Raw genomic sequence first — 16,117 nt, forward strand, 5'->3', positions numbered from 1 at the left:
CTCACCGTCCCAGATAATTCTCGATCACCTTTGGATCGCTACTGACGAAATCGATAGACCCTTCCGCCAGAACCGATCCTTCCGCCAAGCACGTCACCTTAACCCCAAGATCGCGGATGAAGCCCATGTCATGCTCGACCACCACGACCGAGCGTGTCCTGGCAATTTCCTTGAGCAGCACCGCCGTCTCCGCTGTCTCCGCATCCGTCATGCCTGCCACCGGCTCATCGACCAGAAGCAGTTTCGGCTCCTGCGCAAGCAGCATGCCGATCTCCAGCCATTGCTTCTGGCCATGCGAGAGATTGGCCGCCAGTTCGTCGCGCCGATGCGAAAGCCGCACTATCTCAAGGATTTCGTCGATGCGATCGCGGTCTGTGGCCGTTAGGCGATAGAAGAGCGTGGCAAAGACACCGCGGCTGCGGTTGAGCGCCAGTTCAAGATTGTCCCAGACGGTATGACTCTCGAAGACGGTCGGCTTCTGGAATTTCCGCCCGATACCGAGCTGGGCGATATCGGCCTCGTCCTTCTTCGTCAGATCGATCTGGCCGTTGAAGAACACCTCACCCTCGTCAGGCCGCGTTTTGCCGGTGATAATGTCCATCATCGTCGTCTTGCCGGCGCCGTTCGGGCCGATGATGGCGCGAAGCTCCCCCGGTTCGATCACCATCGACAGCGAGTTCAAAGCTTTGAAGCCGTCAAACGACACCGAGACATTGTTGAGATAGAGCATGCTGTTGGGTTTGATGTCCGGGATCATGGTCCTACTCCGCCGCCTGAACCGGCTGTTGGGTGTCTTCCTCCGACGTCGCGGATGGCTCTACAGGCTGGCGTTTCCCACCAAAATATTGCGCGAGGGTGCCAACTATGCCCTTGGGCAGGAGCAAGGTTACGGCCACGAACAGCCCGCCAAGCGCAAACAGCCAGAAATCAGGAAACAGGCCGGTGAAGATGGTCTTGCCGCCATTGACGAGGATGGCGCCGATGATCGGGCCGATCAGCGTTGCTCTTCCGCCGACGGCGGTCCAGATGACCACTTCGATCGAATTGGCTGGCGCGAATTCGCCGGGGTTGATGATGCCGACCTGTGGGACATAGAGCGCCCCGGCAATACCGGCCATCATCGCTGATACGACGAAGACGAAGAGCTTGATGTGTTCGACGCGATAGCCCAGGAAGCGTGTGCGGCTTTCGGCGTCACGAACGCCAACCAGCACCTTGCCGAACTTCGAACGAACGATGGCTGAAGACAGCATCAGGGCGAGCGCCAGGAATACCGCCGTTACCGAGAAAAGTACGGCACGCGTTCCATCGGCCTGAATGTTGAAGCCGAGAATATCCTTGAAGTCGGTGAGGCCATTATTGCCGCCGAACCCCATATCGTTGCGGAAGAAGGCAAGCAGCAGCGCATAGGTCATCGCCTGGGTGATGATCGATAGATAGACGCCATTGACGCGTGAGCGGAAGGCGAACCAGCCGAATATGAAGGCAAGCAGGCCAGGTGCGACCAGTACCATCAGGATGGCGAACCAGAAATTATCGAACCCATACCAGAACCAGGGTAGCTCCTTCCAGTTCAGGAACACCATGAAATCAGGCAGGATCGGATTGCCGTAGGTGCCGCGCGAACCGATCTGCCGCATCAGATACATGCCCATCGCATAGCCGCCAAGCGCGAAGAAGGCGCCGTGGCCGAGCGAGAGAATGCCGCAATAGCCCCAGACGAGATCGAGCGCCAAAGCGAGCAGCGCATAGGTCAGATACTTGCCGAACAGCGACATCAGATAGGTCGGCACATGCAGCGCGCTCGTTTCCGGCAGCAGCAGGTTCGACAGCGGCACGAGTACCGCGACGGCAAGTAGGATCGCGATGGCGATGCTGATACGGCGGTCGAGCGAGCGAAGGATGAAGGCGGTGATCATGCTTCCACCGCCCTTCCCTTGAGCGCAAAGAGGCCGCGCGGACGTTTCTGGATAAAGAGAATGATGAGGACGAGGACAAGGATCTTTCCGAGCACCGCTCCCGCATAGGGTTCGAGGAACTTGTTGAGGATACCGAGCGAGAAGGCGCCGACCAGCGTCCCCCACAGATTGCCGACGCCGCCGAACACCACGACCATGAAACTGTCGATGATGTAGCCCTGGCCGAGGTTCGGTGAGACGTTGTCGATCTGCGAAAGCGCGACGCCGGCCATGCCGGCGATGCCCGACCCCAGCGCAAAGGTGAAGGCATCGACCCATGGCGTGCGGATGCCCATAGAGGAGGCCATGCGCCGGTTTTGGGTCACCGCCCGCATCTGCAGCCCGAAGGCAGAGCGCTTCAGGAGAAGAAGTAGCGCCACAAAGACGCCGAGCGCGAAGACGATGATCCAGAGGCGGTTCCAGGTAATGGAGAGGTATCCCAACTCGAAGGAGCCGGACATCCAGGAGGGATTGCCGACTTCCTGGTTGGTCGGCCCGAAGATCGACCGCACCGCTTGCTGCAGGACCAGCGAAATACCCCATGTGGCAAGCAGCGTTTCCAGTGGTCTGCCATAGAGAAAACGGATGACGCCGCGCTCGATGACGAGGCCGACGGCGCCAGTGACGATGAATGCGACCGGCAGAGCGATCGCCAGCGACCAGTCGAACAGTTCCGGATAGGAATTGCGGATGACGCTCTGAACCATGAAGGTCGAGTAGGCGCCAAGCATCACCATCTCGCCATGCGCCATGTTGATGATGCCCATGACGCCAAAGGTGATGGCAAGGCCGATGGCGGCCAGAAGCAGCACCGAGCCGAGCGAAAGGCCGTACCAGACATTCTGCGCCGCATCCCAGATTTTCAACTGCTCCTGAATGCCGGCAATAGCCGTTACGATATCCGGCTTTAGATTTTCGTCGACGGACACCGAGGAGAGGATTCCGATAGCGTCGCGGCCACCTTCGGCTTTGATCGTCTCGATCGCTGCCTTCTTGTCTTCAGCCGGACGGTCCGAGCCGAGCACCGCAACCGCTCTTGCTCTTTCAAGCGTGGTGCGGACCTCCTCATCCTTCTCGCTCTGTAGCGCCGTCTCGACCGTCTCAAGCGAATCCGCGCTTGGCGCCTTCAAAATGGATTGAGCCGCCGCAAGCCGTGTCGCGCGGTCAGGGCTCATCAATGTCAGGCTGCCGAGAGCAGCACGAACCGCGCGGCGCAGATTGTTGTTGATCTTGATCTTGCCGAGATTGTCCTTAACTTCCTGCCCGGCGGCTTGGCCGGTCAATGGATCGAGCAGATCCATCCTATCGCCGGAGGACTTGGCGATGAACACATGATTGTCCGCCTTGCGGACATAGAGATCTCCGTCGGAAAAGGCCTGCAATGCCGGCACCACTTTCGGATCACCTGTTTTCGCAAGGCTTTCGACGATATCGCCAGCCTGCTGGAAATTGGCCTGGCCGAGCTGATTGATCAGACCGTGTGTATCGTCCTCGGCCCGCAGGCTCGTTGCGGTCAACGCCAGCGCCAGGAAAAGGCCGGCGATCAGTGTCAACGCCAAGCGGTAAACGAATTTATCGAGCATCATTGTCCCCTCGAGCTGCCGCGGGCAAAAGAGCCTGCCCGCGGCGGTCTTGCGTCATTGCCGCGGAAATCAGGAGCCCTTGCCGCCGCACTTGCCGGTGGTGACGTTGAAGTTGCCGCAGTTCATGGGCGTGCGCCAATCCGAGATCAGATCCTTGCTGTCGGGCAGGTAGTCGGACCATTCCTTGCCGACTACGGCAGGGGTCTGCGAAACGACATCGAACTGGCCGTTTTCCTGCACTTCGCCGATCAGCACCGGCTTGGTGATGTAGTGGTTCGGCATCATGGTGGCGGTGCCGCCGGTAAGGTTCGGAACGGAAACGCCGACAAGCGCGTCGATGACCTTGTCCGGCTCGGTGGTGCCGGCCTTCTCGACGGCCTTCACCCACATGTTGAAACCGATATAGGCGGCTTCCATCGGGTCGTTGGTCACGCGCTTGTCGTTCTTGGTATAGGCGTGCCATTCCTTGATGAAGGCAGCGTTGGTGGGCGTGTCGACGGACTGGAAATAGTTCCAGGCGGCAAGATGTCCGACAAGCGGCTTGGTGTCGACGCCCGCCAGTTCCTCTTCACCGACCGAGAAGGCGACGACTGGGATATCCTCGGCCTTGACGCCCTGGTTGCCGAGTTCCTTGTAGAAGGGAACATTGGCGTCGCCATTGATGGTGGAGACGACGGCGGTCTTCTTGCCGGCCGAACCGAAGGTCTTGATCTTCGAGACTTCCGTCTGCCAGTCGGAAAAGCCGAACGGCGTGTAATTGATGATGATGTCTTCGGCCTTGACGCCCTTGGACTTCAGATAGGCTTCGAGGATCTTGTTGGTCGTGCGCGGATAGACATAATCGGTGCCCTCAAGCACCCAACGCTGTACGCCTTCGTTCTTCATGAGGTAGTCGACGGCCGGAATTGCCTGCTGGTTCGGCGCGGCCCCCGTGTAGAAGACGTTGCGCTCGGACTCTTCGCCTTCGAACTGGACCGGATAGAACAGGATCGAGTTGAGCTCCTTGAAGACGGGCAGCACCGACTTACGCGACACCGAGGTCCAGCAGCCGAAGACGGCCGAGACCTTGTCCTTCTGGATCAGTTCGCGGGCCTTTTCGGCGAAGAGCGGCCAGTCCGACGCCGGATCGACGACCACGGGTTCAAGCTTCTTGCCGAGAACGCCGCCCTTCTTGTTCTGCTCGTCGATGAGCATCAGCATGGCGTCTTTGAGCGTCGTTTCCGAAATCGCCATGGTGCCGGACAGCGAATGCAGGACGCCGACCTTGATCGTGTCGTCGGCGGCAAAGGCACCGTGGAATGCGGTCGTGGACATGATGGCGCCAAGCAGCGCGCCGGAGACGAGAGTCTTGAATTTCATCCGTGGTTCCCCTCTTTTTGTCTGCCGCAACGGCCGGTAAACGAAGATGGACCGTTGCCTGACGTGACTATTCGGCAGCCCATTGGGAAACCACATACGTAGAATGACGTAGGCGCCGGGGCGAAATCTGCAGCTTTGGCCACCTTCGCGCTCTTAAGCGTCGCGCCGATCCATGTTACGACACCTCTGGACTGCCGGAGTGATCCTGGCGGGACTGCTGAAGGGTAAGCATGGCGGCGCGGCAACGCATCATTCCGGTAAGACGCGCGTATAACCGCTGGGTCGCGAACCAGACGCTGGAAGACTATGCCCTGCGTTTTACGGCCAAGAGCGCTCGCCAATTCTCGTCGCAACGCATCTCGCAAACCGCGATCGGCGCCATTTCCTTCCTGGCACTGGAGGCCATCGGCGGCACGATCACGCTCTCCTATGGCACCACCAACGCATTCTATGCCATCATCGTTGCCAGTATCGTCATGTTGGCCGTGGGCTTGCCGATCAGCCGCTATGCCATCCGCCATGGTGTCGACATCGATCTCCTGACCCGCGGCGCGAGCTTCGGCTATATCGGCTCGACCATCACCTCGCTGATCTATGCGAGCTTCACCTTCATGCTGTTTGCGATCGAGGCGTCGATCATGTCTGGCGCGCTGGAGCTTTCGCTCGGCATACCCGTCTGGATCGGTTACATCATCAGTGCCGTCATGGTGATCCCGCTCGTCACCCATGGCGTGCGCCTCATCAGTCGGTTCCAGTTGTTGACGCAGCCATTCTGGATCGTTCTCAACATCCTGCCATTCGTCTTCATCGCCTTTGCCGATTGGGGCAAATTCGATCTCTGGCGGGCCTTTGCGGGCATCCATCATCCCGCGAGCGCACTAGGCACCGCCGCTCCCTTCGATCTGATCGAGTTTGGCGCCGCTTCCGCCGTCATCCTGGCTCTGATGTCACAGATCGGCGAACAGGCCGACTTTCTTCGCTTTCTGCCGCCGGAGGGTCATCGTAAATGGCGCCATCGACTGGCCGTCTTTCTTGCCGGGCCGGGATGGGTCATCATCGGTGCGCCGAAGCTGCTTGCCGGCTCCTTCCTCGTCGTCCTGACGCTGACCTCGGGCGTGCCGGCCGAGCGCGCCGCCGATCCCGCGCAAATGTACCTCACTGCCTTCGGCTACATGATCCCCTGGCACAATGCAGCGCTGCTCCTCATGGCCGCTTTTGTGATGATCTCGCAGCTGAAGATCAACGTTATGAACGCCTATGCCGGCTCGCTCGCATGGTCGAACTTCTTTTCGCGGCTGACGCACAGCCATCCCGGCCGCGTGATCTGGCTGGTCTTCAATGTCGCCATTGCGCTCTTGCTGATGGAGCTCGGCATCTACCGCCTGCTTGAAGAGACCCTCGGCATCTTCTCCATCATCGCCATGGCCTGGCTTTGCACCATCTCTGCCGATCTCTTCGTCAACAAGCCGCTGGGGCTTGCACCCCCGGGTATTGAGTTCAAGCGCGCACATCTTTACGATATCAATCCGGTCGGTCTCGGTGCTATGGCACTTTCCGCGTCCATCGCCCTGATGGCCCATTTCGGTGCCTTCGGTTCGCTCGCAGCATCGCTTGCACCCTATATTACCTTGATCGTCGCGCTCATCGCCTCACCCGCCATCGCCTGGGTCACCGAAGGCAAGTACTACTTGGCCCGCAAGCCGCGCCAGAGCTGGAAGAACCTGACCACCATCACATGCTCGGTCTGCGAACATCCCTTCGAGCCGGAGGACATGGCCTGGTGTCCTGCCTATGCCGCGCCGATCTGCTCGCTGTGCTGTTCGCTCGACAGCCGCTGCCATGACATGTGCAAGCCGAAAGCGCGGCTCAATACCCAGGTCGCCACCGTCGCCAGGACGTTGTTGCCGGCTGGCATCGTCGCTCGGCTTGCCACACGCCTCGGTCGCTACGGCATTGCCGTTGCTCTGGCATTGACTGCCATGGGCGCCATTCTCGCGATGATCGCGCATCAGGTTGGCGCCGCTTCACCGGAAACGGCATCCGTAGTCAACCGCACGATCCTGATCGTCTTTTTCGTCTTTGCCGTGATCGCCGGCGTGGCCTGCTGGTTCTATGTACTTGCCCATGACAGCCGTGTGGTGGCCGAGGAAGAGTCCTCGCGCCAGAACACGCTGCTTCTAAAGGAAATTGCCGCGCATAAGAAAACCGACGCCGCCCTGCAGGGCGCCAAGGAGGCGGCCGAAGCGGCAAACCGCGCCAAGAGCCGCTATGTCGTGGGTTTGAGCCATGAGTTGCGCACGCCGCTCAACGCCGTACTCGGCTATGCGCAGATCTTGGAGCGTGACGAGAGCATTCCGGCGCCCCGGCAATCCTCCCTGAAGGTCATTCGCCGTAGTGCCGAACATCTTTCCGGCCTGATCGACGGGCTGCTTGATATTTCGAAGATCGAGGCAGGCCGACTGCAGGTCTATTCCAACGAGATCAACATCCAGGATTTCCTCGACCAGATCATTGACATGTTCCGTCCACAGGCGCAGGCCAAGGGGCTGACTTTCGTCCATGAGCGCGCTGCTACTTTGCCCGATTATGTCCGAACCGACGAGAAGCGGTTACGCCAGATCCTCGTCAACCTGCTCTCCAACGCCATCAAGTTCACCGATACGGGCAGCGTTCACTTCGAGGTGGGCTACCGCAACCAGGTTGCCACCTTCACCGTTTCCGACACAGGTCGCGGGATCGCCGCAAAAGACATCACTCGCATCTATGAGCCTTTCCAACGCGGTGAAGCGGACAGCATCAGACCTATGCCCGGCCTTGGCCTTGGGCTGACGATCACGCAGCTGCTGACCAATACGCTCGGCGGCGAGATTTCCGTCACCAGCGAGAAGGACAAGGGCTCGACGTTCAGGGTGCGCTTGATGCTGTCGGCGGTCATCCGTCCGATGAAACCACCGGCGCAGGAGCAGCGCATCATCGGCTATGAAGGTCCGCGGCGGACCGTTGTCATCGTCGACGACAATGAAGATCATCGCGAACTGATGCGCGAGATCCTGTCGCCGCTCGACTTCATCGTGCTGACAGCCGCCGGCGGTCCCGACTGCCTGACTTTGATCGAAGGCATCAAGCCGGATCTTTTCCTGGTCGATATTTCCATGCCCGGGATGAATGGCTGGCAACTGGTCTCCCGGCTCAGGGAAAATGGCCAGATGGCGCCGATCCTCATGCTGTCGGCAAATATCGGCGATGCCGCCGCCGCGACCGACAGTGACGACAGCCACAATGATGCGATCGCCAAGCCGGTCGATATCCGGCAATTGCGTGACAAGCTGGCGCTGCATCTCGCCCTGAAATGGGTCTATATCGACGCCGCGGCTGTGGTGACGCCGAAGCAGCCGCCGGCACTGAAAAGCCCTGGCTTGGAGCATGTTCGGGAGCTGATGCGGCTTGGCGAAATCGGTTATGTCAGGGGCATCGAGGCAAAGCTTGCGGATCTCGCCAGACTTGAAGAGAACAAGCCCTTTACGGACGCCTTGCGCGCTCATGTCCAGGCCTTCGATCTGGATGGCTTTCTCAAAATGCTGCGCACCTTCGACACGGAAAGGGTAGAATAGATTGGCTGAGCCCAACCTTCCCCGCGACATAGTCTTGCTGGTCGACGATTCGCCCGAGGCGCTCGGCTTCCTCACGGACGCGCTCGAGCAATCCGGCTTCTCCGTGCTGATCGCCACGTCTGGGGCGGCCGCATTGAATATCGTCGAGCGCATCACGCCCGATCTCATCCTTCTCGATGCTGTCATGCCTTCGATGGATGGCTTTGAGACTTGCCGTCGGCTGAAAGCCAATGCCGGCATTGCCCAGACCCCCGTCGTCTTCATGACCGGCCTGACCGAAACCGAGCATGTGGTGCATGCGCTGGAATCCGGCGGCGTCGACTATCTCACCAAGCCGATTAATGTCGACGAACTGCGCGCACGCATCCGCGTCCATCTTCGCAACGCCCGCTCCGCCCAGAGCGCCAGGGTGGCGCTCGACGCCGCAGGCCGGCATCTGCTGGCGGTCAAGGGCAATGGCTCGATCCATTGGTCGACGCCACAGGCAACCCGCCTCATCAATGCTGCTACCGGCAGTGACGATGGCCTCGATCTGGCATCGAAACACATTGCAGCCTTCATGCTTGAACGTGAGCGGCTGGGGTCTGCTCGTGACGAGCTTCTTTCGATCAGCAGTGGCGGGCAATCCGTCCTGCAATTCTCCTTTCTCGGCGCCATCGGCACAGACGAGTATCTCTTTCGGCTGACCGCTAGGGATCAGCGCCCCGATGATGACATACTGCGCCAGCATTTCTCGCTGACACAGCGCGAGTCGGAGGTGCTGTTATGGCTTGCGAAGGGGAAATCGAACCGCGATATCGGTGAAATCCTCGGCCTCTCCGCCCGCACGGTGAACAAGCATTTGGAGCAGATCTATGTCAAACTCGGCGTCGAGAATCGGGCATCAGCCGCTGTAAAGGCCGCGCACGTCCTGCACAAAGCCTAGCGCTTCAAACCGCTCTATCTTCCTGTTTCCTCACATGTTCCGCATGGAAAGCCGCTGCGTACTTTCCCCGGGTTGCTCCGTGAGTCGGCGAAGGCACGCCGGCTTTAAGGGCTGGTCAGGGGTATATTTTAGCTAGGCGCGATTGGAGGAGAACCGTTGTCGCAATAGGAGGCTACAACCTGTAACCGACGTCGCGCCAGCGGTGTAGCTTCCTGTTGTGCTTTGCACGCTGACGACCACTCGACATGGGTTTGTCAAACGAGGAAACCCGCAAAATCCGCAGCGTCATAAGTTATTTTGTCTAGACATGAAAAAGTCGCGCACGCAATATGACGCTGCCAAAAACGGCAGTATCGTCAGCTGCCTCAACAAAGAGCAGGGAACTTCACATCATGAAAAAGGCATTGTTTCTAGCCGCCTTTACGGCCCTGGCCGGCCTCACGCAAGCGCAGGCGGCGGACACGAAAGTATCTATCGGAATATCGGGCTGGACCGGTTTTGCGCCGCTGACACTTGCCAAAGAAGCCGGCATCTTCAAGAAGCATGGGCTAGACGTCACCGTGGCGAAGGTACCGCAGGCAAGCCGCCATCTGGCGCTTGCCTCGGGCGATATCCAGTGTGCCGCGACGACCGTGGAAACCTGGATCGTCTGGAATGCAGCAGGTGTCGCGACGACGCAATTGTTCCAGCTGGATGTCTCGCACGGAGCGGACGGCATTGCAGCCAAGCCGGGAATCACCAAGGTCTCCGATCTCAAGGGCAAGGCAGTCGCGGCGTCGGCACCTGGAACATCGCCTTACTTCCTGCTCGCCTACATCCTTGCCAAGAACGGCATGAGCATGAAGGACGTCAAAGTCGTCAATATGGAGCCAGGCCCTGCCGCCCAGGCACTCCTCGCCGGCCAGAACGATGCGGCCGTGACTTACGAGCCATATCTCTCAGCCGTTCGCGCAGCACCCGACAAAGGCAAGATTATCGCCACCACGGTCGACTATCCGGCTGTCATGGATACTTTCGGCTGCACCAACGCTTTCCTGAAAGATCATCCCGACGCTGCCAAGGCGTTGGCTGCGAGCTATTACGATGCGCTTGAAATGATCAAAGCGGACAAGGACAAGTCCTACGAGATCATGGGCAAGGACGTGAAACAGTCCGGCAAGGAGTTCGGCGAGTCAGCCGCCTATCTCGCGTGGCAGGACAAGGCCGCCGCGAAGAAGTTCTTTGGCTCGACTTTCAAGACGTTCAGCGAGGAAGCTGCCAAGATCCTGCTTGATGCCGGCGTCATCAAGAGCAAGCCGGATCTTTCGAAACTGGCTGATCCGTCCTTCATCGAGTAAGGCCGAAAGCAATCCACAGGCGTGTCGGGTCTTCGGCACGCCTTTTCTCACGACAAGAGACCCAATGCGCCCGCTCGAACCCATAAGCTCCAGCAGCCGGCTTCTATACGGCTTGCTTTTTTTTATCCTTTTCTTCGTCGCCTGGGGTTGCCTCACGCTTGGCGGCCTTGTTTCGAAGACCTTTCTTGCCGATCCGATCACCATGGTGAAGGACGGCTACGATCTGCTTGTCAATCAAGGCTTCGCCTTCGATATCGGCATGACGATCTGGCGCGTGCTCGGTGGCTTCGTCCTGTCGGCGCTGATCGCAGTACCGCTCGGCATCCTCATGGGCGCCTACAAGCCGGTCGAGGCACTGCTTGAACCTTTCGTCTCCTTCGCCCGTTATCTGCCGGCTTCGGCCTTCGTTCCGCTGCTCATCCTCTGGGCCGGCATCGGTGAAACGCAGAAGCTGCTCGTCATCTTCATCGGCGCCGTGTTCCAGATCATTCTGATGGTGGCCGTTTCGGTGGCCGGAACACGACGGGATCTGGTCGAAGCAGCCTATACGCTCGGAGCGTCCGATCGTGGCGTTGTGCGCCGCGTCTTGATCCCGGCTGCCGCTCCCGATATCGGCGAAACGCTTCGGCTGGTTCTCGGCTGGGCCTGGACCTATGTCATCGTGGCCGAACTCATCGGTGCCTCCTCCGGCATCGGCTACATGATCATCAACAGTCAGGCGCTGCTCGCCACCGGCCAGATTATCTTCGGCATCATCGTCATCGGCCTGATCGGCCTTGTTTCCGACTTTGCGTTCAAGCGCGTAAACCGCAAGCTGTTCGCATGGAGATTTGCATGAGCGTACCCGGCGAACTTCGCATCAAGGATGTCAGCCGTACCTTTCCCGGCGTAAAGGGCGGCGCGCCCACTCTAGCCCTCCAGCCGACGGCGCTCGACATTCCCCGCAACGACTTCGTGACCATCCTCGGCCCCTCAGGCTGCGGCAAGTCCACGCTTCTGCGGATCATTGCCGGCCTCGACAAGCCGACGACAGGCACGGTGACGCTGGATGGCAGGCAAGTCACTGGCCCTAGCGCCGATCGCGGCATGGTATTCCAGTCCTACACGCTGTTTCCGTGGCTGACGATACGCGAGAATGTCGGTTTCGGCCTGCGCGAACGCGGCGTTGCCGAGCGGGACCGGAACGATATCGTCGCCAGCTATATAGACAAGGTCGGCTTGCGCGGCTTCGAGGATCACTGGCCGAAGCAATTGTCCGGCGGCATGCAGCAACGAACGGCGATTGCCCGTGCGCTTGCCAACGATCCGAAAATCCTCTTGCTCGACGAGCCGTTCGGCGCGCTCGACAATCAAACACGCGGGCTGATGCAGGAGCTTCTGCTCGGCATTTGGGAGCGGGAACAGAAGACGGTGGTCTTCGTGACGCACGATATCGAAGAAGCGGTGTTCATGGCATCGCGCGTCGTGACGATGACGGCGCGCCCCGGCCGCATCAAATCGATCACGCCTGTCAGCCTTCCGCATCCACGCCATTACACGATCAAGGCAAGTCCGGAATTCTCGGCGTTGCGGCTCAAGCTCACGGAAGAGATCAGAGACGAGGCAATCGCTGCCGCCGCGCACGGCTAAGCCGGTCGGCAGCGATCGTGGCCGCATACATCACTGATTTCTTCGAGCCATGGATGTTTCGAAAGGTCGACTGATTTGTCATCCACGTCCTCACCACTCGCGCTGCCCGAGGCGGCGGATTCATCGACCGGATGGCGGGTGGTTGGCGCAGCACATGCGCTGACCGCTGTAACCTTCGGATCGGCCTATGGCTTCTCGGCCGTCTTTCCCGGCCTTTCGCAGGAGTTTGCCGCATCGCGCGGCGAGATCGCGCTCGTCTTTTCCATATCAGCCTTCGTGTTCTATTCGCTAGGCGCGATCGCCGGCCCGCTTGCCGACCGCTGGTCGTCCCGCATCGTGATAGCAGCCGGCTTGCTGGCGATGATCATTGGCTATGCCGGAGGCAGTCAGGCACAGTCCCTGGCTTCGCTCTATGCATGGTACGGTGCCGGTGTGGGGGTTGGAATTGGCCTCTCCTACGTGCCGGCGCTTGGCGCGGTGCAATCCTGGTTCATCCTGAAGCGGAGCCGCGCGTCGGGCATTGCGACCGCTGGCATCGGGCTTGGCACGCTAGTGCTGCCATTTGCGATCGGCCGGCTTATCCCGGCCCTTGGCTGGCGTGGATGTTTCATCGGTCTGGCTTTCGTCATTGCCGTAGTCGGTCTGCCGGCTGCGATGCTGGTGCGCAAGCGCCAAGACGATGGCAATTCGGCACAGCCGCAAACCGCGAGCCGCCCAAGCCCCATTACGGTTTGGCGCAATGGTCATTTCCGCCTGTTTTACGTCATGCTGCTGCTGGCATCGTTCTGCACCTTCATTCCCTATGTCCATATCGTGCCGGCGGCGCATGATATGGGGCTGTCGCTCGAAAGCGGCACGATCCTGATCGCTCTCATCGGCATCGGCAATATCTTTGGTCGTTTCGTACTGGCTGGCCTGGGCGATCGTATTGGTTCCGTGCGGCTCTTGGCGATCCTCACCTTTGCCGTTGCAGGCTCATTCCTTCTGTGGTCGGTTGCCAACGGCATGACCGTGCTGGTGCTTTTTACTCTGACCTTCGGCATAAGCTACGGCGGTTGCGTCGGACTTTACCCCGCCGTCGCGGCTGATCTCTTCGGCACCCGTCATATCGGCACCATGCTGGGCTATCTCTATACGGCCGTCGGCGTGGCCGCCTTGTTGGGGCCGACAATGGCAGGCCTCGTCTTTGACAGGACCGGCAGCTATCTCGGACCAATCCTTTTCAGCATGGTTGCCGCTCTCATCGCCGGTTTCCTGACGCTGCGTCTGCGAAGGGAATAGGACACCGCCGTGGCCGGATGACGGGGCGACTGAAGACGGGCTCACCCGCAGAAGCCTTGAGCCAACAGACCGCCAGCTTCTCGCTGCCTCTATTGTACGTAAACGGGAATGACGGCCGAGGTTTCGTCGCGATAGGGTAGTCGGATCTGGAAACGGTGTTCGCCGCTCTGGATCGGCCAGAAAACCGGACGGTCGGGATCCGTGACGGCAAAGGGCTGCCCATCGACATACCAGACAATCTGCGGCACGCGCGGTTTCACCTCTGCCTTAAGGGCCAGGCGGTTATATGCCGCCGGCTGTTCCGGGTTGCGCCAGATCTGGCTGTTGCGGGCAGGTGTCGAGATTGCGAGATGGATTTGCGGACCGCCGTCGTCTCGGCCGGTTGACAGGCTCGCGGAGGCAGCCCTTGCGCCGGCTCCGGCCGTGGCAGGGGTTGTGCCGGCGCCTGTATCCAGATGCGGAACCTTCGCCGTCAATTCCGGCATTTCATTCGGCTTCAGCCATTCGACGAGCGTCTGACTGCAGGTGTTGTCATTTGCCGCGCCATTGACAATGCAAAGATCCACGGGCTTGCGATCCGGCGGCGTTGGAAAGCGCGCGTCGGCAAGGTCTCCGGGCTTGCTCTCATGGACGCGGTCCATGATCGCGTGAACGAGGTGGGCGGCGCTGCTTGCACCGGTCATCCTGTTCATGGTGCCATTGTCGCCACGCCCGACCCAAACGCCAACCACGACCTTCTGTGAATAGGCTATTGCCCAGGCATCGCGATATCCTTGCGATGTGCCGGTCTTGATGGCGACGGGAAACGGATATTCCAGCGATCCGTAGCGATGGAAGCTGGGAAGGCGTGCCTGCGGATCGGACAGGAAGGACGTAATCAACCGCGCCGTATCAAGGGAAACGGCGCGCACGGATGGCTGTTGCGGCTGCTCGCTCGCCCAGCGTAGGTCCTGCAGCTGTCCGTCATTGGCAAGCGCACGATAGGCTCGCATCAGGCTGTCGAGACGGGTGGGCAGTGAGCCGATGGCCATCGACAGGCCGAAGTGGTCGGCCGGAATCTCCAGATCGTGGAGGCCGAGATCGCGCAGAAAGTGGAAGGTGGTCTCGAGCCCGATGCTGCGCAGCAGGTTTGTCGCCGGTACATTGCGCGAGTTGGCAAGCGCCTGACGCGGCAGCATCGGGCCGAGGAATTCGCGGTCGGCGTCGCCTATGCCCGACGCACCTTCGGGCAGATCAAGCAACATGTCCGTTGGTTTCAGTATGCCGCGTTCGAGCGCCAAGGCATAGACGAACGGCTTCAGAGTGGAGCCGGGAGACCGCTGTATCTGCGTGTAGTCGAAGGAGCCGGCATGCCTGCCGTAATAGTTGCTCGATCCCACCTGGGCCAAGACTTCGCCCGTCTCGCGCGACACGACCATGGCGGCGACCTGCAAAGCCCCGGCGGACCGCCAGCTATCAAGGAAGCGCCGTGAAAGTGCAGTGACATCGCGCTGCAAGGACAGATCGATCGTGGTGTGGATTAGCGGCGTGTTTGCGGCGGCGGGCTTTATCCGGCCGGTTTCGATGAGGTCGTGATAACGCAGGATCACATGCAGCGCATCCGGACGGCGCGGCAGATCGGGCATGCGCAATTCGTTCAACTGCCGATGCGCGATCTCCGCCTCGTCAGTTCGGATGATCTTTTGTGCCTGCAACACATCCAGCACCTGATGTCCACGCTGAACCGCCCGACGCAATCCGTCGGGCCTGAGCGGGTTCATGCGCGTCGGCGATTGCGGGATGGCCGAGAGCAGAGCGATTTCCGCCCAGGACAAGTCCGTGACCGGCTTGCCGAAATAGAACCGCGTCGCATGGGCGATCCCATGGCTGCCATTCCCGTAGGGAGCGAGCCGCAGATACTGAGCTAATACGGCATGGTGGCCATAGCGCAGGGTCAGCGCAATCCCGGCGCCGGCCTCCAGGATCTTGTGGACGAAGGTGCGCGCCTCCGGCTGCTGCATGCGCGCGACCTGCATGGCAATGGTGGAGGCGCCTGAGCGCCGCCTGACGGCGCTCAGATTTTGCCAGGCCGCTCGACCCACGGCATAGGGATCGACGCCGGCATGGCTGAAAAAACGCTTGTCCTCGAGGGCGAGCGTCGCCTTGACGAAGCGATCCGGCAGATCCTCCAGCGGCCAATAGCCGTAGTCAATGCGGCCGCTGCCGTCGTCGCTGTGCCCCACCTGCGCCAGGAAGGCGCCGTTGCGATCATAGAGGATGGGAGTTGGAGCGGGTGCGAGGAACTGCGCTCTGGGAACGACGAGGCAGATATAGGCAATCGTGCCGGCGGCGACAGCCAGCAAGCAAAGGGCCGTGAATTTCGATCGGCGGGTTCTCAACAAAGCCATTGCCCGACTAGCCGGAGCCTCCGGCTAGAGTTTTCCTCCGTTCCATG

General features: G+C 60.2%; 10 protein-coding genes and 1 pseudogene. 6 read left to right on the top strand and 5 right to left on the bottom strand.

All coding sequences use genetic code 11. The annotated features are described in order from the left end of the window. Window position 1: 1 nt before the first annotated feature. The 4 genes and pseudogenes from urtD to urtA all read right to left on the bottom strand — a co-directional run bounded on the left by urtD (window position 2) and on the right by urtA (window position 4,900). Complete coding sequence (gene urtD, locus GGD46_RS15300; protein WP_184705263.1) at window positions 2-757, bottom strand: urea ABC transporter ATP-binding protein UrtD; 756 nt, start codon at window positions 755-757, stop codon at window positions 2-4. A 90-nt stretch (window positions 758-847) separates the two neighbouring features. Then, a pseudogene (gene urtC, locus GGD46_RS15305) lies at window positions 848-1,919 on the bottom strand (urea ABC transporter permease subunit UrtC); the annotation flags it as partial. After that, entirely contained in the window at window positions 1,916-3,541 is a 1,626-nt protein-coding gene (gene urtB / locus GGD46_RS15310; protein ID WP_184705609.1) for an urea ABC transporter permease subunit UrtB, read from the bottom strand. The pseudogene urtC and the gene urtB, both read right to left, overlap by 4 nt. A gap of 69 nt (window positions 3,542-3,610) precedes the next feature. Then, window positions 3,611-4,900 (bottom strand): urea ABC transporter substrate-binding protein, encoded by a 1,290-nt coding sequence (urtA, locus tag GGD46_RS15315; RefSeq protein WP_184705267.1) that lies wholly within the window; start codon window positions 4,898-4,900, stop codon window positions 3,611-3,613. A gap of 230 nt (window positions 4,901-5,130) precedes the next feature. Between urtA and GGD46_RS15320 the strand changes: the two genes are divergently transcribed. The 6 genes from GGD46_RS15320 to GGD46_RS15345 all read left to right on the top strand — a co-directional run bounded on the left by GGD46_RS15320 (window position 5,131) and on the right by GGD46_RS15345 (window position 13,683). Then, the gene (locus GGD46_RS15320; protein ID WP_184705268.1) at window positions 5,131-8,511 is read left to right on the top strand and encodes an ATP-binding protein; all 3,381 of its coding nucleotides are present in this window, start codon (window positions 5,131-5,133) and stop codon (window positions 8,509-8,511) included. A gap of 1 nt (window position 8,512) precedes the next feature. Then, window positions 8,513-9,436 (top strand): response regulator, encoded by a 924-nt coding sequence (locus GGD46_RS15325; protein WP_184705270.1) that lies wholly within the window; start codon window positions 8,513-8,515, stop codon window positions 9,434-9,436. 392 nt (window positions 9,437-9,828) lie between these two features. Continuing rightward, window positions 9,829-10,773 carry an ABC transporter substrate-binding protein gene (locus tag GGD46_RS15330; RefSeq protein WP_184705272.1) on the top strand — a complete coding sequence of 315 codons (945 nt, stop codon included), beginning with the start codon at window positions 9,829-9,831 and terminating at the stop codon, window positions 10,771-10,773. Window positions 10,774-10,837: 64 nt separating this feature from the next. Further along, window positions 10,838-11,611 (top strand): ABC transporter permease, encoded by a 774-nt coding sequence (locus GGD46_RS15335; protein WP_184705274.1) that lies wholly within the window; start codon window positions 10,838-10,840, stop codon window positions 11,609-11,611. Further along, window positions 11,608-12,402 carry an ABC transporter ATP-binding protein gene (locus tag GGD46_RS15340; RefSeq protein ID WP_184705276.1) on the top strand — a complete coding sequence of 265 codons (795 nt, stop codon included), beginning with the start codon at window positions 11,608-11,610 and terminating at the stop codon, window positions 12,400-12,402. Before GGD46_RS15335 ends, GGD46_RS15340 begins: the two co-directional genes overlap by 4 nt. A 75-nt stretch (window positions 12,403-12,477) precedes the next feature. Beyond that, window positions 12,478-13,683, top strand: a complete 1,206-nt coding sequence (locus GGD46_RS15345; RefSeq protein WP_184705278.1) for an MFS transporter — start codon at window positions 12,478-12,480, stop codon at window positions 13,681-13,683. A gap of 89 nt (window positions 13,684-13,772) precedes the next feature. On the opposite strand, the gene GGD46_RS15350 is transcribed toward GGD46_RS15345, so the two are convergent. Beyond that, the gene (locus GGD46_RS15350; protein ID WP_246806320.1) at window positions 13,773-16,070 is read right to left on the bottom strand and encodes a transglycosylase domain-containing protein; all 2,298 of its coding nucleotides are present in this window, start codon (window positions 16,068-16,070) and stop codon (window positions 13,773-13,775) included. Window positions 16,071-16,117 lie beyond the last annotated feature (47 nt).

Origin of the sequence: Martinezella lusitana (assembly GCF_014207095.1) — a bacterium.
Classification (GTDB): Bacteria; Pseudomonadota; Alphaproteobacteria; order Rhizobiales; family Rhizobiaceae; genus Rhizobium; species Rhizobium lusitanum_B.